We start from the raw sequence: 21,830 nt of genomic DNA, 5'->3' as shown, positions 1-21,830 counted from the left end.
CCCCCTGCGCCGTAATGGACTGCTCCAGCACGCACAACCTTCCGGGAGGCCGCCGGTCTGAACAGGCACACACCTACGCGAACTACTGGGGGTAGTCATGCGAATAGGTACTGCACTGGCCGCCATGGTGCTGGCGGGCGGCGGCCTGCTGGCCGGCACGGTTCCGGCGGTGGCCGCGCCGACGGCCGTGGACTGTGCCGTGACGTGGGGGAGCCTGGACAAGTCCGGTGACGCGGCTGCCTCCAGGCGACTGAGCGGCGTGCGGGCCGGGCAGCACGAGTGCTTCGACCGGCTGGTCCTCGACGCCGAGGGCACGGGGGCCGACCCGATCGGCTACCGCGTCCGCTACGTCGACGTGCTGCACCAGGACCCGAGCGACGAGGTGGTTCCGGTCAAGGGCGGAGCCATTCTGGAGATCTCGCTGTTCTCCCCGCGCTACGACCCGGCGACCGGACAGCCCTACCCGCCGCTTCCGTCCGTCGACGTCACCGGGTACCGGACCTTCCGGGAGTTCAAGTTCACCGGTGGATCCGAGGGCTACACCCAGGCCGGACTGGGCGTCCGGGCCCGGCTGCCGTTCCGGGTCTTCCAGACGGCCAACCATCTCGTGGTGGACGTGGCGCACACCTGGTGACCCCGTGCGGCCGGGGGCGCGTTGGGCGTGCCCCCGGCTGACGCAGGACGTGAACTCGCAGGCAGGGAAACGGAGTTCGATCGTAGGATGGGCCGCGAACGATCCCCGCCCCGCCGAAGGAGGTACCCGGCCCATGGACGACGCCGTGACCACGCCCGAGCCGGCCGAGCGGCAGAAGATCGACACGTCGGTGCCGCATTCCGCCCGGATCTGGAACTACTGGCTCGGCGGCAAGGACAACTATCCCGTCGACGAGGCGGCCGGTGACGCGTACACCGATGTCTTTCCCGGGATCGTCACCATCGCCCGCTCCAGCCGGGCCTTCCTGCGGCGCACCATCACGTATCTCGTCTCCGAGGCCGGTGTCCGGCAGTTCCTGGACATCGGTACCGGACTGCCGACCGCGCAGAACACCCACGAGGTCGCCCAGCGGCTCGCTCCCGAGGCGCGGATCGTCTATGTGGACAACGATCCGATGGTGCTCACGCATGCCCGGGCGCTGCTCACCTCCACCGAGGAGGGTGCGACCGCCTACATCGACGCCGATGTGACGGACCCGGACCGGATTCTCGAAGCCGCCGCCAGGACGCTGGACCTCGGTCGTCCCACCGCGCTCATCCTCAGCAACATCCTCGGCCACGTCGCCGACCACGACCAGGCCCGTTCCATCGTCACCCGGCTGATGGACGCGCTGCCCTCGGGCAGCCACCTCTCGGTCAACGACGGGTCGCGCGGCATCGACCCCGTCTTCGAGCAGGCCCAGGACGCCTACAACAACAGCGGCGCCGTTCCCTACAACCTGCGCGGCGTCGATGAGATCACCGCGTTCTTCGACGGCCTGGAACTCGTCGAACCCGGTGTCGTGCCGGTGACCCGGTGGCGGCCGGAGCCCGGTTCGGGTACTCCGGAGGTCGTCGCCGAGCACGGCGGACTCGCGCGGAAGCCCTGACGGCGCGAGGGGAGCGGGTCGGTGCGGCACCGACCCGCTCCCCTCGCGCGGCGCGGGTCAGGAGAGGGAGGCCGTCTCCGGTGCCGCCTCCCGTGCCGTGTCGCGTGCCCCGGCGCGGCCGGAGACGCGCTGGCGGACCAGGGCGAAGACGACGACGGCCAGGGCCACCAGGGTGGACAGGACCACCTGGTCGCGGCCGCCGCCGTTGCTCGTGTCGGTGAGCATGTAGCCGAGCACGAAGGTGATCAGGCCGATGGTGGCCCAGGTCAGGTAGGGGTAGAGCCACATCCTGACGACCAGTTTCTCCGGCGCCTCGCGCTCGATGACGCGGCGCATCCGCAGCTGGGAGAAGCAGATGACCAGCCACACGAACAGGGCGATCGCACCGGAGGAGTTGAGGAGGAACTGGAAGACCGTGTCCGGCCACAGGTAGTTGAAGGCGACGGCGACGAAGCCGAAGACGACCGAGGCGAGGATGGCCGCCCGCGGCACCCCGCGGCCGGTCGTCCGCGCGAACGCGGCCGGGGCGTCGTTGCGGCCGCCCAGGGAGAACGCCATGCGGGAGGCCGTGTACAGGCCGGAGTTGAGGCAGGAGAGCACGGACGTCAGCACGATGGCGTTCATGATCTGGGCCGCGTGCGGGATGCCGATGGAGCTGAGCGCGGCGACGTAGGAGCCGTCCTTGAGGATCGCCGGGTCGTCCCAGCGCAGCAGGGAGACGACGATCAGGATGGAGCCCAGGTAGAACACGGCGATGCGCCAGATGACGCTGTTGGTCGCCTTGGTGACCGCGGCCCTCGGATCGGCGGTCTCGCCGGCCGCCAGGGTGACGATCTCGCTGCCCATGAAGGAGAAGACCACCATCAGGACACCGGTGAGGATCGCGCCGGGGCCGTGGGGGAGGAAGCCGCCGTGCGCGGTGAGGTTGGTGAAGCCGGACGCCGGGTGGTCGGAGCCGGGCAGCAGGCCGAAGAGGGCGAGGCCGCCGATCACGATGAACGCGGCGATGGCGACCACCTTGATGCCGGCGAACCAGAACTCGAACTCGCCGTAGGAGCTGACCGAGGCCAGGTTGGTGGCGGTGAGGACGAGCATGACGATCAGTGCCCAGCCCCACTGCGGGACCGCCGGGATCCAGCCGGCCAGGATCTTCGCGCCGGCGGTGGCCTCGACGGCGAGCACCACGACCCAGAAGAACCAGTACAGCCAGCCGATGGTGAAGCCGGCCCAGCGGCCCAGGGCGCGGTCGGCGTAGGCGGAGAACGAGCCGGAGCTGGGGTTGGCCGCGGCCATCTCGCCGAGCATGCGCATCACCAGGACGACGAGGACGCCGACCAGCGCGTACGAGATCAGGATGCCGGGGCCCGCGGCGGCGATGCCGGAGCCGGAGCCGACGAACAGGCCGGCGCCGATGACGCCGCCGATGGCGATCATCGACAGGTGGCGGCTCTTGAGTCCGGCCTTCAGACCGGGCTCGGTGGGTGGGCTTGCGGGCAGGGTGGTGGTCATCTCGCCATCCATGGAGGGGGTGCGGACCAGGGCGTCACGGAAATTAGTTCAGTAGGATCTAAAAAAACAGTCTTGTTTAAATGTTCATGTTGCTCTATTTTCCGTTCAGCGTAGAGCCATGCCCTCCGGGTGCGGCCGTCGCCCCGTCCCCCCGTGTTCCGGCCCTGAGGGGAACTCATGCACGTAGCAGCAGCGTGGTCGCCGTTAGGGTGGCGTCGTGGTGAACACAGCGGGCAAATTCGGCCCCTACAGCCAGCCGGGTCCCGGGCGGCCCGCGCCGGGTGCCGGGGCCCTGGCCGCCCGTGTCCTGCCCGGCCGGGGGCTGACGGGAGCGGAACTCGTCCGCTCGCGGATCGCCCTGCGGGTGCGGCTGCGGTCCGCGGCGCCCGGAGACCGGCTGCCGGACGCCGGGGTGCTCGCCGAGGAACTGGGGATCAGTGAGATCACCGTGCGCCGCGCGCTGGAGGGCATGTGCCAGGACGGCCTGCTCGACCGCCGCCGGGGCCGGTCCGGCGGCACGTTCGTGGCCGGGGAGTGGGACACGGTCGTCGCCGTGCTGCACGATCCCGCCGAGGCGGCCGCACTGGACGCCGTCCATGTGCTCCTGGAGTGCGGCCTGGTCTCCCACGCGGTGGGCGAGCTCCCGGACGGCGGGCTGGACGGGCTGCGGGCGCTGGTCGAGGAGATGGACCGGTCCGAAGCGCCGGCCCGGCTGCTCGAACTGGAGACCCGCTTCCACCTCGACCTCGCCCAGGCGCTCGGCGGCCCCGGCATCCGCGAGTTCGCCGCCGACCTGCTCGGCCGCCAGTGCCTGCTGGTGCCGGCCCCGGCGCCCGAAGCCGTCCGGGCGCGCAACCACCACCACGCCGACCTGCTCGACCGACTGGCCCGCGGAGCCATGGCCGAGGCGGTGGCCGCGGTGAAGGCCCACCGGGACACCGAACCGGCCTGACGCCGGCCCCCGCCGTCCCCGACGACCGCCTCGCCCCGACCCCACCATCCGCTTAAGGAGCTGGCGCCATGCCCGACCCCGCAGCCGCCGGACCGCCGCCGACACCGGGCCCCGCCGGATCCGCGCCCCAGCGGCTGCGCGGCGGTGTCCTCGGCATGGCCGACATCGCCGCCGCCACCATGGCCAACGTCGGTCCGGCCATGAGCTTCTTCTTCGGTTTCGCCTTCCTGGCCACCACCGCGGGCGTCGCCTCCCCGCTGACCATCGCCGCCGCCGGCGTCGCCGTCGCGCTGCTCGGCAACACCCTGGCCGAGTTCTCCCGGGCGCATCCCTCCGCGGGCAGCTTCATCACCTTCGTCGGCCGGACCTTCGGGCCGGTCAGCGCGGTGACCACGGCCCTGCTCGCCGGACTCGGCTACATCATCGCGATGGCCTCCGTCATCGCGATCTCGGGCGGCTTCGTGCAGATCACCCTGCACCACTACACCGGCCTCGACGTGCCCTGGATCATCTGGACGCTGCTGCTGACGGGGCTGGCGGTCGTGCTGATGCTGCGCGGGATCGTGGTCTCCACCAAGTGGGCCGGGTACTTCTTCGCCGTGGAGATGCTGGTCCTCGTCGTGGTCTCGGCCGTGGCGCTCGCCGAGCACCGCGGCGGTCTGTCCGCCGCACCGTTCCTGCCCGGTCACATCACCCACGGCGTCAGAGGGCTGGCCGCGGGCTTCCCGCTCGCCGTGTACCTGTTCGTCGGCTGGGAGAACTCGGCGGCGCTGGCCGAGGAGACCGAGAACCCCCGGCGCAACGTCGGCCGCGCGGTGTTCTCCTCCGTCGCCATCATGACGGTGAGCTACATCCTCTTCGCCTACGCCACGGTGACCGGCTTCGGCTATGACGTCGAACGGCTCGGCGACTCACCCATCCCCTTCGTCGACCTCGCCCAGAACACCTTCGGCGCGCTGGCCGTCCTCGCCTACGTCGGCGGCCTGACCTCGACCCTCGGCGTGCTGATCGCCGGCATCAACTCCCAGGCCCGGCTGATCTTCAACGCCGGACGCGAGGGGCTGCTGCCGTCCTTCTTCGGCTACGTCCATCCCACCCGCCGTACGCCGAACAACGCGATCGTCACCTTCGCCGTCACCGCCCTGCTGATCATCGGCGGCTGGGGGCTCGGGCACCTGCTGGGCGCCGACGGCGGTCCGATGGACCCGGTGGTCTTCTTCACCGAGTCCTCCAGCCTGGGCACGATCCTGATCCTGCTGGTCTACCTGGCCTCCAACATCGCCCTGCCGCTGTACTACCGCAGGTACCGGCCGCAGGAGTTCCGGACCGTGCGGCATCTCGTCCTGCCGGCGACCGGCGCCCTGGCGATCCTGGTTCCGCTCTACTACCTCACCAAGCCCGGCCAGCCCGCCCCGTACAGCTGGTTCCCGTACGCCGCCCTGGCCGCCCTGCTGGCGGCCGTCTGCTACGCCACGGTGCTGGTCCGCCGCGACCCCCAGCTGGCCGACCGGGTCGGCTCCGTCGTCGCCGACGAGGAGTGACCTCCGGTCCGCCGCCACCCCGGCCCGGCGGGGAGCGCCGGGCGTTCCCGCTGAGCCGCCGTGCGCGGCCCCGTCCCCGCCCGCGCGGACCTGACCGGCCCGCGCCGACGTACCCAGCTGCTGCCCGGTCGCTGCCTGGTCGGGGCCGGGGACCGGACGAGCCCGCCGTCGGCCCGGCGGCCGAGCGCGCGGGCGCCACGGTCGGCGGGGCGCCCGACGGCCAGGTCGGCCATGTGGCGCGGCCCGAGACGGTCGTAGGTGTCATCGAAGGTGTCGGCGCCGCCGGTTGAGACACCTGTCGGCCCAAGTCACGTCCGTGGGACGGCCTATGTGCGTAGGCTGTGTCCCCGCGCGCGACACATGGACATCGCGCGGAGCACATCGACGAGAGGTCCGATCGCATGTCCGAGTCACCCGGCACCGAGCTGGCGTCCGAGTACAGCGCACGGATCGCGCAGGACCTCGAACTCAACGCCGAGAAACAGGACCGCCTCGCCACCGAGATCGCCGCCCTGGAGGAACAGCTGCGCGCGGTACGGGAGAACAGGGTGGTGCTGGAGCGGCTCCAGCAGGCGCTCACCCCGCAGGCCACCGCCCCCGCATCCGGCTCGGCCACGGCCTCCTCGTCCGGGACCGACGGACCGGCCGGACCGGCCGAAGCAACCGATGCCGTCGCGGCCGCCGTGCCGCACCAGCGGACCGAGTCCGCGGCGAAACGCCGTGCCTCGGCGAAGCCGAGCCCCGCGCAGACGAAACCGAGCCTCGTCGAGGCCGTGCACACCTACCTCGCCCAGCAGCGGGAACCGGTGTCCGTGACCGATGTCGCCGAGGCGATCAGGGCGGCCCAGCCCGGCCGCGCCATCAAGACGACGGTGATCCGCACGACCCTGGAGAACCTGGTCGCCAAGAACCGGGCCTGGCGCACCAAGCAGGGCAGGGCCGTCTCCTACACGCTCAAGGCGTCGCGGGAGCCCCAGGCACCGGAGGCCGACGCGGACGCCGAGGCCTAGCCACGCGGCCGACGGCTTCCGCCGGCACCTGGCCCGGCCGCTCGCGAAGAAGGACTGCGTCGTCCCTGTTCCCGGCTCACGCACCCCCGACCGCGTGGCCCTGGGACCACACTCGGTCCATGCCCGATCAAATAGTGACAAAATCGACTTACGGGGAGGGGGTGGTCGGGAGGCAGGAGTGGATCTGGACGCGGTCGGCAGGCGGGCCGGCTGACAGCCCAGGCCGGGCAGCGCATCAGTGACGATGCCCTACGTGACCCGGCCATTTCCCTCTGAGCCGGCGCTTGACGGTCAGCACGGTCGTCGTGTGCGGTCGCGGCGCCGTGGCACATGTGGTCATGGATGTGTCGCTGTCAGCTCGGCGACGTGTTCGCCGGTGACCAGGAAGACCACGTGGCGAGCTACGGAGACGGCGTGGTCGGCGAAGCGTTCGTAGTAGCGGCCGAGCAGGGTGACGTCGACGGCGGTCTCCACTCCGTGGTGCCAGCGATCGTCCATGAGGTGCTGGAATACCGAGCGGTGCAGTTCGTCGATCCGGTCGTCGTCCTGCTCCATCTGGACCGCGGCGTCGAGGTCGTGGGTGACGAGGACGTCGGCGGCCTGTGCCATCAGACGCTGGGCGAGCTGGCTCATCTCCAGGATGGTGCGGCGCAGGTCCTGGGGCACGGCATGCCCTGGGTAGCGCAGCCGGGCCAGTTTGGCGACGTGCTGGGCCAGGACCGAGCAGCGTTCCAGGTCCGCGCTCATGCGCAGGGAGGTGACCACCAGGCGCAGGTCGGTGGCGACCGGCTGCTGGCGTGCCAGGACCGCGATCGCCCGGTCCTCCAGGTCGCGCTGCAGGTCATCGATCCTGGCGTGGGCGGAGATCACGCTTTCCGCGAGCTGGAGATCTGCGTCCAGCAGCGCGCTGGTGGCCCGGCCCAGGGCCGAACCGACCAGGTTCGCCATGTCCACAAGGGCCTCGCCGATCGAGGCCAGCTCCTCGTGGTAAGCCCCGCGCATACGAGCCCACTCCCTGTGTCTGTCCCCGGTCCCCGTCTCTGCCAGAATCCCACACACCCCGCGCGAGCAGGGACATCGGCGTCACGCCGGACGTCAGGGGGGCCTGCGGGGCTTCGGGCGGCGCGGCCGGTGGCCGGGAGTGGTCATGGCCCGGCCAGGGCGGGCGTAGGCTCGAAATGCGGAGGTCACAGCCAGTGATGTGGCCCAGACCTTTGCCGATGAGCCCGGCCGGTTACGCGCGGGCCGGGCCTTGGTGATCACGGCCCAGGTGATCAAGGTTCCGGAGTGCCGGACGAGGCCGCCGGACTGGATCCTCGAGCCCAACCACGCCACGGGGCACCCCTGGCCGCGAGCGGAAACACCCCAGAGCCGGGAGGGGAGGCTATACGCTGCGGCCCTGTGACCGGGATCGATCTTGTCAATGGGATAGTCGGGGCCGTCATCGGCATCCTCTTCACCATACTTTTCCAGCAGCCGCTCCAGGATGCCTGGTTCAGGATCCGCCGCCGATCCGCTACTGCTGTGCGCAGCCTGACCTACCGTGCGGACGGCGCTGCGCTCTCCACGTGGTCGACATTCTCGATCGGGCCGCTACAGACGTCGGCGCTCATCGTCGAGGGCGACGGCGAGCAGGCCATCGCGCCGGAGTCGGTCCGGGTCCAGGTGCTGGAGGGGGAGGTGGTCCTCCCGGAGGAGATGGCGCCGTGGCGTGCGGAAATCGCGGAGGCGGAGGAACAGGCGGAGACAAACGGCATCCGAGTTCGCACCTGGAACGGCCCCCGGTACGCGGTGGAGAGCCTGGAGATCTCCCGCACCGCGCTCGAGGAACAGCCAGAGGTCCGACTGCGGCTGCGCCCCACGGACTACTTCACCTTCCTCGCGGCCCAGCAGCTCGATCGCCGGCTGCTCGACGGGAGTACTCCCAGGGGGCGTTATCTCGACCCGGACAAGCCTTTGGACGCCCCGGCCTTCCTGCAGTGCAGCTTCGGCGTGAACGTGGCTGTGGTCACCGCCGACCATCTGCTCGTGGTCAGCCAGCGAGCCGCCAACGTCCGCTCGGGGGCCGGCCTGTGGGGTTCCTCGGTGAACGAGGGGCTGTCCCGGCACATCGACTCCGCCGGCCGCAGCGCACCCGATCTGCACGACGTCGCGCGGCGTGGCATGCGCGAGGAACTGTCCCTGGAGCCGCACGAGTTCACGCTCACGATGCTGGCGTTCGTCCTGGACGTCGAGCGGCGGCAGTGGTGCGCCCACTTCACCGCGCACCTGGCCGGCCTGACCGGCGACGCGCTGCGAGACCGTATCTCGCGCGGCGTCGCCGACCGGTGGGAACACCAGGGTATCGAGTACGTGCCGTTCCGCCCGGCGGATGTGGTGCGCTACCTCCTGCGCCCGGACCGCGTCCGTCGCTGGGCTCCGGTCGCCCCCGCCCTGTTCCACCTGGCTCTGGTGCACACCCACGGTCGCAGCGCAGTGGAACGCGCCGAGGCCCAGGCCGTGCGCCGCCTGCGCAACTGACAGGCTTACGGAGCGTCAGTTCCGGCCCGCGGCACACGAGTTGTGCCTCACGGGATACCCGGTGCCGAGCGCGGCGCCCAAAGAGGGGGAGACGCCGAGACGCAGACCGTGCGCGGTCAGGAAGCGGCCGCAGACCACGCCTCACCGGGCCCCGCGTCCACTGGATCCTGCTCGGCCAGCTCGCACAGGCCGTACGCGACCCGGACCTGCTCGACGAGGTCACCGCCCTCCACAAGGAGACCCTCACCCAGATCAAATGGCTCACGACCCGGCTCAAGGACGCCGCCCCCGGGTACTGGCCACCGGCTGAGTGCCGGTGCCCGACCTCCCATGCCGGCCGGGAGACATGTGTCTGGGCCGGACATTTCTGGGCCGGACCGACGGAGACACATCACCTCCGCGGCACCGACAGCACATGAACGCAAGCCGCCCGCAGACATGTCGCACCCGACGGGGCCGTGGTGGCCGGCGCGGACATCGCGAACGGGCCCGCGCCCGCACGGCCCCGGCGCCGGGTGTCCTACGGCGCGGTCGTGCCCAGCGAGCGTTCCGTCACCCGCGCCAGATGGCGCTCGAACGCCTCGCGGGCGTCCGGCGTCAGCGTCCGCAGCGCCACCAGCGCCGTGATCACCACGTCGCACAGTTCGCCCTGGACGTCCTCCCAGCTGTGGGTGACGCCCTTGCGGGGGTTCTGGCCGGTCGCGCCGATCACCGCCTGGGCGACCTCGCCCACCTCCTCCGTGAGCTTGAGCATGCGCAGCACGAGGCCCGTCTCGCCGCCGTGCCGGCGGTTGGCGTCCAGCCAGGTCCAGAGGTCCTCGACGGAGTCCCACATGTCCGGGGCTCCGGGGGCGTCCGGGGCGTCCGAGGTGGCCGGGGGGTTCGCAGGCGGTGTCGTCCGCAGTCCCTGTTCCTGTTCCTGTTCCTGTTCCGTCATGGCGGACAGCCTGCCCCACCCCCACGCCGCCCCACCCCGCACTACTCCTCGAAGAGCGCCTCCTGCTCGCCCTCCTTCGCCCGCCGCACCCGCCGGTTCCGGGCCCCGATGACCACGGCCGTCACCGCCCCCGTCACGCCGAGGGCCGCCGGGACCATCCAGCCGCGGTCCAGGACATGGCCCAGCGCGTGGTCCAGGGAGAGCCGGCCGGGGCCGGTGACGGCGAGGCCCGCGGTGGCCAGGCCCAGGGTCGCCGCGTACTCGTAGCCGCCCTCCTGGGCGAAGAAGCCGTTCGGCCTGTGCAGGGCGGTCGCGCCCGCCATCGAGCCGGCCGCCGCGGCGCCGGCCGCCGGCGTCGCCAGGCCCAGCGCCAGCAGCGTCCCGCCGCCCGCCTCCGCCAGCCCCGCCGCCAGCGCGCTCTGCCTGCCCGGCGCGTACCCGACCGACTCCATGTACTGGCCCGTGCCCTTGACCCCGCCCCCGCCGAACCAGCCGAACAGCTTCTGCGCGCCGTGCGCGGCCAGTACCCCGCCGGTGCCCAGCCGGAGCAGCAGCAGGCCCACGTCACGTCGGTCGTAGCAGGTCACAGGAACTCCCATCGGCGGCAACGGATCGCGGGTTTCCACCGTCGCACCCGGCACACCCGATCGGCCCGTCCGCGCCGCCGTTCGGGTGGCGGGCGGGTGGCGGGCCGTCGGGACCGATGTGACGCTGACTGCCATGACGATCAAGACAGCCAAGCTCAGCGACCCGGCCGTGCGGGCCTTCGTCACCGCCGTCAACTCCAACGACCGCGAGCGCTTCCGGGATCTCCTCACGCCGGACGCGACCATGGCGGACGACGGCTCCGACCGGGACCTGGACGACTGGATCGACCGGGAGATCTTCTCCTCCAACGGCCACCTCGACGTCGACAACGAGTCCAACGGCGGCCGCTCCCTGCTCGCCCACTACCGCAACGACGCCTGGGGCGAGATGGTCACCCGCTGGGACTTCACGGTCGCGGACGACGGCCGCATCTCCCGCTTCGAGACCGGACAGGCATGAAGCCTTGCCTTCGTGTGCGCTTCAACTCCTAGCGTCCTCAACCATGGAAACCAAAAGGACGGAAACCAAAGGGACGGCAAGCGCAGGCACGGCAAGCGCAGGCACGGCCGCGGAAGGCACGGCAACCGGCGGCGTCACCAGGACTCTGGGACGTTCCGGCATCCGCGTCAGCGCGCTCGGCTTCGGCTGCTGGGCCATCGGCGGTGAGTGGCAGGACGCCACCGGGCAGCCGCTCGGCTGGGGCAAGGTCGACGACGAGGAGTCGGTACGGGCGATCCACCGCGCCCTCGACCTCGGCGTCACCTTCTTCGACACCGCCGACACCTACGGCGCCGGTCACAGCGAGCGGGTTCTCGGCCGCGCCCTCGGCAAGCGGCGCGACGAGGTCGTCGTCGCCACCAAGTGGGGCAACGTCTTCGACGAGGAGACCCGCACCCTCACCGGCCGTGACGACTCCCCGGCCCACGTCCGCCGCGCCCTCACCGCGTCCCTGCGCCGCCTCGGCACCGACCACGTCGACCTCTACCAGCTGCACATCTCCGACGCCGACCCGGCCCGCGCCGCCGAACTCCGGGACGCGTGCGAGGAGTTGGTGGGCGAGGGACTGATCCGGGCCTACGGCTGGAGCACCGACGACCCGGCCCGCGCCGCCGTCTTCGCCGAGGGGCCGCACTGCACGGCCGTGCAGCACACCCTCAACGTGCTCCAGGACGCTCCGCGGCTCCTCGCGTTCGCCGAGAAGGCGGAGCTCGCGGCCGTCAACCGCAGCCCGCTCGCCATGGGGTTGCTGGGCGGCCGGCGGGCGGGGGCCGCGGCGGGCGACATCCGCAGCAGGCCGCCGGCCTGGCTGCCCGGGTTCGGGGACGGCGCGGGCGCGGACCCCGCGTGGGTCGAGCGGATCGACTCCCTGCGCGAGGTCCTCACCAGCGACGGGCGGACCCTCGCCCAGGGCTCCCTCGCCTGGATCTGGGCCCGCAGCCCGCGCACGATCCCGATCCCCGGCTTCCGGTCCGTCGCCCAGGCCGAGCAGAACGCCGGCGCGATGGCGAAGGGGCCGCTCACCGCCGGGCAGATGGCCGAGATCGACCGTCTCCTCGGGCGCTGAGCGGCCCCGGAGGCCCGGGCGCGGAACTCAGTGGCCCTGGCCGCCGCCGTACTGCTGCTCCACGTAAGGCTGCCGGCCGTGTGCCGCCTGCTGCGGCTGGGCGGCGGTGTGCGCGGCCGCCTGTTGCGGCTGGGTGCTGTGCGCGGCCGCCTGCTGTGCGTGTGCGTACCGCTGGCCGCCGCCCTGCTCGGTGAGGGTGATCCGGCCGGCCTTGATGGTGGCCAGGCGCGGGGCGCGGCGGGCGATGGAGGAGTCGTGGGTGACCATCACGAAGGTCAGCCCGTACTCGTGCCACAGACCTTCCAGGAGGGCCATGATGTCGTCGCGGGTGCCCTCGTCGAGGTTGCCGGTCGGCTCGTCGGCGAGCAGCACCTTCGGCTTCTTCACCAGCGCGCGGGCGATCGCGACGCGCTGCTGCTGGCCGCCGGAGAGCTCGGAGGGGGCGTGCGTGAGGCGCTCGCCCAGGCCCACCGAGCGCAGGGCCTCGGCGGCGCGCTCACGGCGCTCGGCCGGCTTGACGCCCAGCGGGACGAGGGCCGTCTCGACGTTCTCCTGAGCGGTGAGGGTCGGGATGAGGTTGAACGACTGGAAGATGATGCCGATCTTCTCGGCGCGCAGCCGGGTCAGCTTGGTCTCGCTGATCCGGGCGAGGTCGACGCCGTCCAGTTCGACGCTTCCCTCGGTCGGACGGTCCAGGCCGCCGATCATCTGGAGCAGGGTCGACTTGCCGCCGCCGGTCGGGCCCTGGATGACGAGCTGGTCGCCGTCCTCGATGGTCAGGTCGACGCCGCGCAGCGCCTCGACCGTCTCCTTGCCCCGCGTGTAGCGCTTGGTGACTCCGGTGAGTCTGTACATGGGATCTCCACTGGCTGGTAAGGGGGTGGGGGCGCCGCGTCCCGGGGGGAGTGGAAGCGGCGCCCCGGCTTGGGGGCGGGGTGTTACGCGACGCTGCGCAGGGCGTCGGCCGGGCGCATCCGGGAGGCGCGCCAGCCGCCCATCGCACCGGCGATCAGACCGCCGGTGACCGCGAGGCCGACCGCGAGGGCGATGGTGGTGAGGGAGACGGGCGCGGACAGTGCGATCTCCAGGGTGTTCTGGGAGGCCTGCCGGCCGGGGCCGCCGCCCGGGCCGCCGCCCGCGCCGCCACCGCCGGTGTTGCCCAGCTGCGCGGTGAGCTTCGGGCTGATCGCGGTGACCGCGTAGGCCGCGCCCACGCCGAGGGCGATGCCGAGGGCGCCGCCGATCAGGCCGTTGACCATGGACTCGCCGACGACCTGGCGGGTCACGTTGCGGGACGGCCAGCCGAGCGCCTTCAGGGTGCCGAACTCACGCACCCGGCGGGAGACCGCGGACGACGTCAGCAGGGCCGCCACCAGGAAGGCCGCCGCCAGGACCGCGATGGACAGCCACTTGCCGACGCTGGTCGCGAGGCTGGAGGCGGTGGAGAGGGAACCGGAGACGGTGGACGCCAGGTCGGCGGAGGTGGTGACCGTCGTACCGGAGATGTTGGCCGTGATCTCCTTCTTCACAGCGGAGATCTGCTGGGAGTCGGTCGCCTTGACGTAGATCGTGGTGACCTGGTTCTTGGCGTCGCCGAGGGCCTGCGCGACCTTCAGCGGGACGAACACGTCGGTGTCGGACTCGCCGCTGTCCGGGGTGGCGATGCCGATGACCGTGAACTTGGTGCCGGAGATCTTGAAGGTCGAACCGACCTTGTACTTCTTCTCCTTGGCGTACGACTTGCTGACCACCGCGGCCTTGGCGCCGGTCTGCGCGGAGGTGAAGGTCCGGCCCGTGGTGATCTTCATGGTGGACAGCGGGCCGAGGCCCTGGTGGGCCACGTCGACGCCGACCACGGAGTAGCTGTTGACGTTGAAGTTGGCGCCGCCGCCCTGGACTTGCGGCGCGCCCCCCGAGCTGCTGCTGCCGCCCGGCTGCCCCTGACCGCTGGTGCTGCCGCTGGTGCTGCTGCCGCTGGAGGACTTCGCCTTGCCCTGGGTGAAGGAGCCGTCGACCTTGGTGACGTCGAGGGAGAGCGCTCCGACCGCGCTCTCCACACCCTTCTGGCCGGCGACCTTGGTGACCAGGGACGACTTCAGGGCCTGACCACCCTGAGTCTGCACCCGGTCCGAACTCTGCGTGGAGCTGCTGCTGGACTTGGCGTCGAACTTGAAGTTCGGGCCGCCGGAGCTGCCCGAGGCCGGCGCGGTACGGGCCTTGGTGACCGTCATGTCGGTCCCGAGGCCGTAAAGCGACTTGAGGACCTTGTCCTGCGCCTGGGTCATGCCGGCCGACACCGAGTTGACCGTGATGACCAGCGCGATACCGAGCGCCAGACCCAGAGCGATGACCAGGGCCGCCTTCTTTCTGCGGCCCAGCTCGCGCTTGAGATAGATGCCAAACATCCCGTTCCTCGAAGGTTCTTGGCGCCCGCTGTGGACGCGAGCTCAAGCTAGGGAGGAACCTTTGAGCCACACTGGGTAAAAGATGTGTCAGAGCTGAGAAACGGGGATGTCTCAGCAAACTTTCATAAGACAGCAAATTCATCTGCCGGGTTGGGGTCCTCCCGGCAGACCGCTGTCGGGTGCGGTGTACGGTCCCGGGATGCGTGCTTCCTCTCGGCTGACCCGGCGTGCCGTCCTCGGACTGACGGCCGCCGCCCTTCCCGTGTCCGCGGCCGCCCCAGCCTTCGCCGCCACCGTCATAGGCGGCGACCGGCTGGCCCGTGGCGGTATACAGGTGAGCGGGGCCACCGGCCTGCCCAAGAAGATCACTGCTCGCGCGTGGCTGCTCGCCGACTGCGACAGCGGTGAGGTGCTCGCCTCGTACAACGCGCACCGGCGGCTGCCGCCCGCCTCCACCCTGAAGATGCTTTTCGCGGACACCGTGCTGAAGAAGTTCGAGCGCACCGAGCGGTACCGGGTCAAGGACTCCGACATCTCCGACGTCCCGGCCGGTTCCAGCCTGGTCGGCATCAAGCCCGGCCTCACCTACACCGTCGAGCAGCTGTGGCAGGGCGTCTTCCTGCGCTCCGGCAACGACGCCGTGCACGTGCTCTCCCACATGAACGGCGGGATCGCCAGGACCGTCGCCGAGATGCAGGCCAAGGCGGCGGACCTGCAGGCCCTGGACACCCATGTGGTCAGCCCCGACGGCTTCGACCACAAGGGCCAGCTGTCGTCGGCGTACGACCTGACCCTCTTCGCCCGGCACGGGCTGAAGGACGACGACTTCCGCGGCTACTGCGGCACGCGTACCGCGGACTTCCCGGCCGGCGGCAAGAAGACCTTCCAGATCCAGAACACCGACCGCCTGCTCACCGGTGCCTGGGGACTCGGCGTCTACAAGGGCCTGTTCGGCGTCAAGAACGGCTACACCAGCCACGCGGGCAACACCTTCACCGGCGGTGCCACCCGGAACGGCCGCACCCTGCTGGTGACCGTGATGCATCCGGACCCCGCCACCAACGCCGTGTACGAGCAGACCGCCGCGCTGCTCGACTGGGGCTTCGGGAAGGGGAGTTCGGCGCAGCCGGTGGGGGTGCTGGTCGATCCGCTCAGTGAGGGCGGGGCGAGCGCGAGTCCGGCGACGTCGAAGGGCAACGGGGCCGCGGGCGCGTCCGGGACGGGGGCGGCGGCCGGTTCGGGGACGTCCGGGCCGTCGCCGTGGCGGCTCGCGGAGGGCGGGGCGGGCACGCTCGCGCTGCTGGGCGCGGGGGCGTGGGCGCTGCGCCGGCGACGGCGGCCGGCCGGTGCCGCGGCCGCCTCCGGTCCGGGTGACACTGCGGTCGACTCGGCTGACACCCCGGCGAGTTGACGTCTCGCGGCAGCCGCCCCACCCACCGGTGCGTACCCGCGGCGTCCCACGGATCCACCCCCACCCGGTCCGGTGGAACGGCTGCCGCCTCCCCCCTCGATGTGGTCGGCGGAACACCAGAGTCTCAAGTGTGAAGTTCTGGTGGAGAAGAGTTGAGCATAGGCCCGTTACCGGCCGCAATACCTCGGATGCCGGAATTCCGCTTGTGCAGATTGTGGATGGCCCGGCTGAACGGCCGTTCAGCCCCGGCCCACGTACGGCATGGCCGTCGCCAGTACCGTCGCGAACTGCACGTTCGCCGCGAGCGGCAGCTCGGCCATGTGCCGCACGGTCCGCGCCACGTCGGCCACGTCCATCACCGGTTCCGGGGCCACCTCCCCGTTCGCCTGCAGCGCCCCGGTCCGCATGCCCGCCGTCATGTCCGTCGCCGCGTTGCCGATGTCGATCTGCCCGACCGCGATGCCGTACGGCCGCCCGTCCAGGGACAAGGACTTGGTCAGCCCGGTCAGCGCGTGCTTGGTCGCGGTGTAGGCGACGGAGCGCGGGCGGGGCGTGTGCGCCGAGACGGACCCGTTGTTGATGATCCGGCCGCCCTGCGGCTCCTGCTCCTTCATCTGCCGGAACGCCGCCTGCGCGCACAGGAACGCCCCGTTGAGGTTGGTGTCCACGACGTGCCGCCACGCCTCGTACGGCAGGTCCTCCACGGCCACCCCGCCGGGCCCGAACGTCCCCGCGTTGTTGAACAGCAGGTCCACCCGCCCGAATCGCTCCACGGCCGCCGCGAACAGCGCGGTCACGTCGTCGGGCCGTGACACGTCGGTCCGTACCGCGACGGAGGCGCCCTCGGGCACCAGCGCCGCCGTCTCCGCGAGCCGCGCAGGGCGCCGGCCGGCCAGCGCCACCGACCAGCCGGCCCGCAGCAGTTCCGTGGCCACGGCGCGGCCGATACCGGAACCGGCGCCGGTGACCACGGCGATCTTTGGTTGCTTGGTGTTCATGGGGTCGCAGCGTAGGCGCTCCGCTGGGGAGGGCCGACTGTTCGGCCGTCGTTCGGCTGCGGGTGGGGGGCTGGGCGCGCCCACGCGGCGGAGCCGCATGTCAAATACAGCCCCGCGCCCCTTTGGGGCGCGTTGCGCTTCTACGCCTCGCCCGGGTAGCGGACGCCGATGAGGTCGCGCAGGCCGTCCAGGGTGCGCATGATGGCCAGGGTGCCGGCGTGGGGGACGAGGGGGGACTCCTGTTCGCCGGCGCGGACGGCGCGCATGGCCTCCCTGGCCTCGTGGCGGAAGGTATCGCGGGGGCCGTCCTCCGGGGTCAGGGCGAACTCCTCCGGGTCGCGGCCGTCGCGGTGCAGCACGAAGCGCTCGGGGTTGAAGAAGCCGTCCGGTATGTCGATCCGGCCCTTCGCGCCGGTGACCGAGGCCGTGGTGCCGGTGCCGCCGGCGATGGAGCAGTGCAACGCTGCGAGAGCACCGCTCTCCCAGGAGAGCAGCGCACCCGTCTGGAGATCGACGCCCTCGTCCGAGAGCACCGCTCGCGCCGACATCCCGTCCGGCTCACCGAGCAGCAGGTGCGCGAACGACACCGGGTACACCCCCAGGTCGAGCAGCGCGCCCCCGCCGAGCAGCGGGTTCCGCAGCCGGTGCGCCGGCGGGAACGGTCCCTCCAGGCCGAAGTCCGCCTGCACGGTCCGGATCTCGCCGATCGCCCCGTCCGCGACCAGCGCCGTCAGCCGCCGGATCAGCGGATTGCAGTACATCCACATCGCCTCCATCAGGAAGCGGTCGTGCTCCTTGGCCAGGGCGACCAGTTCCCCGGCCTCGCGGACGTTGAGCGTGAACGGCTTCTCGCACAGCACGTTCCGCCCGGCCTCCAGGCACAGCCCGGCGGCCGCCCGGTGCGCCGAGTGCGGAGTGGCGACGTACACGATGTCGATGTCCTCGTCCCGGGCCAGCGACTCCCAGTCCCCGTACGCCCGCCCGATCCCGAACCGCTCCGCGAACCCCGCCGCGGACTCCGGGGAGCGCGAGGCCACCGCCACGATCTCCGCGTCCGGCAGATCGACCAGGTCCGCCGTGAACGCGGCCGCGATCCCGCCCGTCGCCAGGATCCCCCACCGCACGCTCTGCTCAGCCATGTCCCGGCCGCCCCACCCTCGCTCATGTGTTTCCCGGCAGTCTGTACGAGCTGAGAGCATATGTGGGGGCCACCGGTGTCCATCAAGAGCGGACCGGACCGCGAGACCGACGAAGACAGACGGGGGACACATGCCAGAGCAGCCGGCGCCGTCGACACCGGGCGCGCAGGGCGCGGGGGACGCGCGGGACACCGCCGCCCCCGTGGCGCACCGCCCCGCCCCGCCCGCGGCCCGCCGGGCCGGTCTCCTGCTGGTACTGGTCCTCGGCGGCCTCACCGCGACGCCCCCGCTGGCGATGGACATGTACCTCCCCTCCCTGCCGGAGGTCACCCGCTCCCTGCACGCCCCCGCCGCGACCGTCCAGCTCACCCTCACCGCGTGCCTGGCCGGCATGGCCCTCGGGCAGCTGGTCGTCGGCCCGATGAGCGACCGCTGGGGCCGCCGCCGCCCGCTGCTGACCGGCCTCGCCGTCTACGTCGTCGCCACCGCGCTGTGCGCCCTCGCGCCGGACGCCGAGACCCTGGTCGCCGTCCGCCTCGCGCAGGGCCTCGCGGGCGCGGCCGGGATCGTCATCGCGCGAGCCGTCGTACGCGACCTCTACGACGGGGTCGCCATGGCCCGGTTCTTCTCCACCCTGATGCTGGTCTCCGGGGTCGCCCCGGTCGTCGCACCGCTGATCGGCGGGCAGATCCTGCGGGTGACGGACTGGCGGGGCGTCTTCGTCGTCCTCACGGTCGTCGGAGCACTGCTCGCCGCGCTGGTCTGGGTGCGGCTCCCGGAGACGCTGCCGCCGGCCGGCCGGCACGCCGGGGGAGCGGCCGCCGCCGTCCGCGCCATGCGCGCCCTGCTCGCGGACCCGCCCTTCACCGGCTACATGCTCGCGGGCGGCTTCGCCTTCGCCGCGCTGTTCGCCTACATCAGCGCCTCGCCGTTCGTGATCCAGGAGATCTACGGCGCCTCCCCGCAGACCTTCTCCCTCCTCTTCGGCCTCAACTCGGTCGGACTGGTGATCGCCGGGCAGGTCAACGGGAAGGTGCTGGTCGGCCGGGTCAGCCTGGACAAGGTGCTGGGCACGGGCCTGGTCGTGACCGTGCTCGCCGCGACCGCCCTGCTGCTGATGTCGGCCGGTCTCCTCGGTCCGGTCGGCCTCGCCCCGGTCGCCGCCGCCCTCTTCGTCCTGATGTCCGCGATGGGCCTCACCCTCCCCAACGCCCAGTCCCTCGCCCTGCTGCGCACCCGGCACGCCGCCGGGTCCGCGTCCGCGCTGCTCGGGACCTCCTCGTTCCTCGTCGGCGCGGTCGCCTCGCCGCTGGTCGGGATCGCCGGGGAGAGAACCGCCGTGCCCATGGCGATCGTCCAACTGGCGGGGGCACTGGTGGCGCTGGCCTGCTTCGTGGGAATGTGCCGTCCCTGGGCACGCGGGAACACCCGTGCGAGCGCGGAGGGAGCAGAGCGCTGAGCGTACCGAGACTGCGCGTCGAGACACCGGAACGGGCCGGTCTCGACCCCACGCAACTCAGGCACCTGGTCCGCGAGGTGCGCGACCTCACCACCGGTGAGCGGCCCTGGGCGGCCGGGGCCGTCGTGGTCGCCGGACGCGGACCCGTGATCGCGGTACAGGAGGCGGCCGGCTGGGCCGTGCGCTACTCCGCGTACGACCCCGCGACCGACGCCGGTGTCGAACTCCCGCCCGCCGCCCGGGTCCCCATGACCGTCGACACCCCCTTCGACCTGGCCTCCCTCACCAAGCTGTGCACCGCGGTCGCCGCCGTGCAGCAGCTGGAGCGCGGCACCCTCGGCATCGACGCCCGCGTCGGCGCCTACCTCCCCGACTTCCGCGGGGCCGCCGCCCACGGCATCACCGTCCGCCAGCTCCTCACCCACACCTCGGGCCTGCGCCCCGAACTCCCGCTCTACGACTGCCCCGACGACGCGGCCCGGCTCGACCTGCTGCGTGCGGAGACCCCGAGCAGCGCACCCGGTGCCTACCGCTACTCGGACCTCAACATGCTCCTCCTCCAGCACGTCCTGGAGCGGATCACCGGCCGCCCTCTCGACGTCCTCGTCCGCGACGGCATCACCCGCCCGCTCGGCATGACCGCCACCGACTTCGGCCCCTGCCCGGGGGCCGCGGCCACCGAGGACCAGCGGCGGCCGTGGGCCAAGGCCGACCGGGGGATGCTGCGGGGCGTCGTGCACGACGAGACCGCCTGGGCACTGGGCGGGGTGGCCGGGCACGCCGGCCTCTTCTCCACCGCCCGGGACCTGGCGGTCTTCAGCCGCGCCCTGCTCTCGGGCGGCGCGTACGGCACCGCGCGCATCCTCGGCCCCGACTTCGTGGACCTGCTGCTGGGCCCGCCCGGCCTGGGCTTCCTGGTGGACCAGCCGTGGTTCATGGGCGAACTGTCGGGACACGGCGCGGCGGGCCACACCGGGTTCACCGGGACGTCCCTGGTCCTGGACCGGGCGACGGACACGTTCCTGGTGCTGCTGGCCAACACCGTGCATCCGCGCCGCCGCCCCGGCGACAGCGCTCCGCGGGCGGCGGCGGCGACCCGCCTGGCCAGGGCTGTCCATACAATCGCCGGGTGAACCACCCCACCCCACCGGCCGACCGGCTCCGCGCCACCCTCACCGACCTGCTCGGCGGCCTGCCCCCGAAGCAGGCGGCCGGCGCCGTCGAGCGGCTGATCGCCAACTACCGCGGGGCCACCCCGACCGACGCGCCGATCCTGCGGGACCGGGCGGACGTCGTGGCGTACGCCGCGTACCGGATGCCGGCGACCTTCGAGGCGGTACGGTCCGTGCTGGCCGCGTTCGCCGACGCCGTGCCCGAGGAATGGGTGCCGGGCAGCCATGTGGACGTCGGCGGCGGCACGGGCGCGGCGACCTGGGCGGTGACCGACACCTGGGAGGGCGCGCGGCCGGTGACGGTCCTCGACTGGGCCGAGCCGGCGCTGGCCCTCGGCCGGGAGATCGCCGCGGCGAACCCGGCCCTGCGGGACGCGAAGTGGCAGCGCTCTCGGATCGGAGCGGGGCTCACCATCGAGAGCACTGATCTCGTCACGGTGTCGTACGTCCTCAACGAGCTCGACGAGGCCGGCCGTGCCGCCCTCGTCGGCGCCGCCGCGGCCGCCGCGCAGGCCGTCGTCCTCGTCGAGGCCGGCACCCCCGCCGGCTACGCCCGGATCATCGAGGCCCGGGACCGCCTGATCGGCGCCGGTTTCCACATCGCCGCCCCCTGCCCGCACAGCGCCGGCTGCCCGATCATCCCCGGCACGGACTGGTGCCACTTCTCCGCCCGGGTCAGCCGCTCCTCCCTGCACCGCCAGGTCAAGGGCGGGTCACTGCCCTACGAGGACGAGAAGTTCAGCTACGTGGCCGCCACCCGTTTCCCGCCCGCCCCGGCCCCGGCCCGGGTGGTCCGCCGCCCCCAGATCCGCAAGGGCCAGGTCCTGCTCGACCTGTGCGAGAACGACGAACAGCTGCGCCGGACGACGGTCACCAAACGCCACGGCGACCTGTACAAGGCGGCCCGGGACGCGGACTGGGGAGACACCTGGCCGCCGCGGTGACACAGCCCCGTGAAACCGGTGGCACGGCCCCGTGAAACCGGTGGCACAACCCGTGACACAGCCGGTAACACCGCACGTGACGCAGCCCGTGACACACA

General features: G+C 72.1%; 19 protein-coding genes and 1 pseudogene. 12 read left to right on the top strand and 8 right to left on the bottom strand.

The window, feature by feature from the left end:
- The first annotated feature begins 97 nt into the window (after positions 1 to 97).
- Together LQ326_RS29845 and LQ326_RS29840 are read left to right on the top strand one after the other, a co-directional pair.
- Positions 98 to 634: an AMIN-like domain-containing (lipo)protein gene (locus LQ326_RS29845; protein ID WP_234542158.1), complete on the top strand. Its 537-nt coding sequence runs from the start codon at positions 98 to 100 to the stop codon at positions 632 to 634.
- A gap of 133 nt (positions 635 to 767) precedes the next feature.
- Entirely contained in the window at positions 768 to 1,583 is an 816-nt protein-coding gene (locus LQ326_RS29840; RefSeq protein WP_234542157.1) for an SAM-dependent methyltransferase, read from the top strand.
- Between the two features lie 57 nt (positions 1,584 to 1,640).
- Here the strand turns inward: LQ326_RS29840 and LQ326_RS29835 are convergent, their stop codons facing one another.
- Positions 1,641 to 3,092: an amino acid permease gene (locus tag LQ326_RS29835; RefSeq protein WP_234542156.1), complete on the bottom strand. Its 1,452-nt coding sequence runs from the start codon at positions 3,090 to 3,092 to the stop codon at positions 1,641 to 1,643.
- 217 nt (positions 3,093 to 3,309) lie between these two features.
- Here LQ326_RS29835 and LQ326_RS29830 point away from each other — a divergent pair, with 217 nt between their 5' ends.
- From LQ326_RS29830 to LQ326_RS29820, 3 genes are all read left to right on the top strand, one after another.
- A complete protein-coding gene (locus LQ326_RS29830; RefSeq protein ID WP_234542155.1) occupies positions 3,310 to 4,044 on the top strand; it encodes a FadR/GntR family transcriptional regulator in 735 nt (244 codons plus the stop codon).
- A 68-nt stretch (positions 4,045 to 4,112) separates the two neighbouring features.
- On the top strand, positions 4,113 to 5,585 hold the full coding sequence (locus LQ326_RS29825; RefSeq protein ID WP_234542154.1) for an APC family permease: 1,473 nt from the start codon (positions 4,113 to 4,115) through the stop codon (positions 5,583 to 5,585).
- A 401-nt stretch (positions 5,586 to 5,986) separates the two neighbouring features.
- Complete coding sequence (locus tag LQ326_RS29820) at positions 5,987 to 6,595, top strand: hypothetical protein (RefSeq protein WP_234542153.1); 609 nt, start codon at positions 5,987 to 5,989, stop codon at positions 6,593 to 6,595.
- A gap of 336 nt (positions 6,596 to 6,931) precedes the next feature.
- On the opposite strand, the gene phoU is transcribed toward LQ326_RS29820, so the two are convergent.
- Entirely contained in the window at positions 6,932 to 7,597 is a 666-nt protein-coding gene (gene phoU, locus LQ326_RS29815; protein ID WP_234542152.1) for a phosphate signaling complex protein PhoU, read from the bottom strand.
- A 522-nt stretch (positions 7,598 to 8,119) separates the two neighbouring features.
- Between phoU and LQ326_RS29810 the strand changes: the two genes are divergently transcribed.
- Complete coding sequence (locus LQ326_RS29810) at positions 8,120 to 9,115, top strand: hypothetical protein (protein ID WP_234542151.1); 996 nt, start codon at positions 8,120 to 8,122, stop codon at positions 9,113 to 9,115.
- Positions 9,116 to 9,635: 520 nt separating this feature from the next.
- Here LQ326_RS29810 and LQ326_RS29805 read toward each other — a convergent pair.
- Together LQ326_RS29805 and LQ326_RS29800 are read right to left on the bottom strand one after the other, a co-directional pair.
- Complete coding sequence (locus LQ326_RS29805; RefSeq protein ID WP_234542188.1) at positions 9,636 to 9,950, bottom strand: MazG-like family protein; 315 nt, start codon at positions 9,948 to 9,950, stop codon at positions 9,636 to 9,638.
- Between the two features lie 143 nt (positions 9,951 to 10,093).
- The gene (locus LQ326_RS29800; protein WP_234542187.1) at positions 10,094 to 10,639 is read right to left on the bottom strand and encodes a DoxX family protein; all 546 of its coding nucleotides are present in this window, start codon (positions 10,637 to 10,639) and stop codon (positions 10,094 to 10,096) included.
- Between the two features lie 133 nt (positions 10,640 to 10,772).
- Here LQ326_RS29800 and LQ326_RS29795 point away from each other — a divergent pair, with 133 nt between their 5' ends.
- Both LQ326_RS29795 and LQ326_RS29790 read left to right on the top strand, forming a co-directional pair.
- Complete coding sequence (locus LQ326_RS29795; RefSeq protein WP_234542150.1) at positions 10,773 to 11,099, top strand: nuclear transport factor 2 family protein; 327 nt, start codon at positions 10,773 to 10,775, stop codon at positions 11,097 to 11,099.
- A 43-nt stretch (positions 11,100 to 11,142) separates the two neighbouring features.
- On the top strand, positions 11,143 to 12,204 hold the full coding sequence (locus LQ326_RS29790; RefSeq protein ID WP_234542149.1) for an aldo/keto reductase: 1,062 nt from the start codon (positions 11,143 to 11,145) through the stop codon (positions 12,202 to 12,204).
- Positions 12,205 to 12,387: 183 nt separating this feature from the next.
- Here the strand turns inward: LQ326_RS29790 and LQ326_RS29785 are convergent.
- Positions 12,388 to 13,059: pseudogene (locus LQ326_RS29785) on the bottom strand (ABC transporter ATP-binding protein); the annotation flags it as partial.
- A gap of 83 nt (positions 13,060 to 13,142) precedes the next feature.
- Entirely contained in the window at positions 13,143 to 14,609 is a 1,467-nt protein-coding gene (locus LQ326_RS29780) for an ABC transporter permease (protein ID WP_234542148.1), read from the bottom strand.
- Between the two features lie 199 nt (positions 14,610 to 14,808).
- Here LQ326_RS29780 and LQ326_RS29775 point away from each other — a divergent pair, with 199 nt between their 5' ends.
- Complete coding sequence (locus LQ326_RS29775) at positions 14,809 to 16,020, top strand: D-alanyl-D-alanine carboxypeptidase family protein (RefSeq protein WP_234542147.1); 1,212 nt, start codon at positions 14,809 to 14,811, stop codon at positions 16,018 to 16,020.
- 239 nt (positions 16,021 to 16,259) lie between these two features.
- On the opposite strand, the gene LQ326_RS29770 is transcribed toward LQ326_RS29775, so the two are convergent.
- On the bottom strand, positions 16,260 to 17,018 hold the full coding sequence (locus LQ326_RS29770; protein WP_234542146.1) for an SDR family oxidoreductase: 759 nt from the start codon (positions 17,016 to 17,018) through the stop codon (positions 16,260 to 16,262).
- Positions 17,019 to 17,158: 140 nt separating this feature from the next.
- Positions 17,159 to 18,157: a Gfo/Idh/MocA family protein gene (locus LQ326_RS29765; protein ID WP_234542145.1), complete on the bottom strand. Its 999-nt coding sequence runs from the start codon at positions 18,155 to 18,157 to the stop codon at positions 17,159 to 17,161.
- Positions 18,158 to 18,287: 130 nt separating this feature from the next.
- Between LQ326_RS29765 and LQ326_RS29760 the strand changes: the two genes are divergently transcribed.
- The 3 genes from LQ326_RS29760 to LQ326_RS29750 are packed head-to-tail and all read left to right on the top strand — an operon-like array spanning position 18,288 to position 21,732.
- Positions 18,288 to 19,616 (top strand): multidrug effflux MFS transporter, encoded by a 1,329-nt coding sequence (locus LQ326_RS29760; RefSeq protein WP_234542144.1) that lies wholly within the window; start codon positions 18,288 to 18,290, stop codon positions 19,614 to 19,616.
- A complete protein-coding gene (locus tag LQ326_RS29755) occupies positions 19,559 to 20,749 on the top strand; it encodes a serine hydrolase domain-containing protein (RefSeq protein WP_234542143.1) in 1,191 nt (396 codons plus the stop codon). The genes LQ326_RS29760 and LQ326_RS29755 overlap by 58 nt, the downstream gene beginning before the upstream one ends.
- On the top strand, positions 20,746 to 21,732 hold the full coding sequence (locus LQ326_RS29750; RefSeq protein ID WP_234542142.1) for a small ribosomal subunit Rsm22 family protein: 987 nt from the start codon (positions 20,746 to 20,748) through the stop codon (positions 21,730 to 21,732). The genes LQ326_RS29755 and LQ326_RS29750 overlap by 4 nt, the downstream gene beginning before the upstream one ends.
- Positions 21,733 to 21,830 lie beyond the last annotated feature (98 nt).

Origin of the sequence: Streptomyces shenzhenensis (genome assembly GCF_021462265.1) — a bacterium.
In the GTDB taxonomy this organism is placed as follows: domain Bacteria; phylum Actinomycetota; class Actinomycetes; order Streptomycetales; family Streptomycetaceae; genus Streptomyces; species Streptomyces shenzhenensis.
Note: the sequence above shows the minus strand (reverse complement) of the source record. Positions and strands in the feature narration are given on the sequence as shown.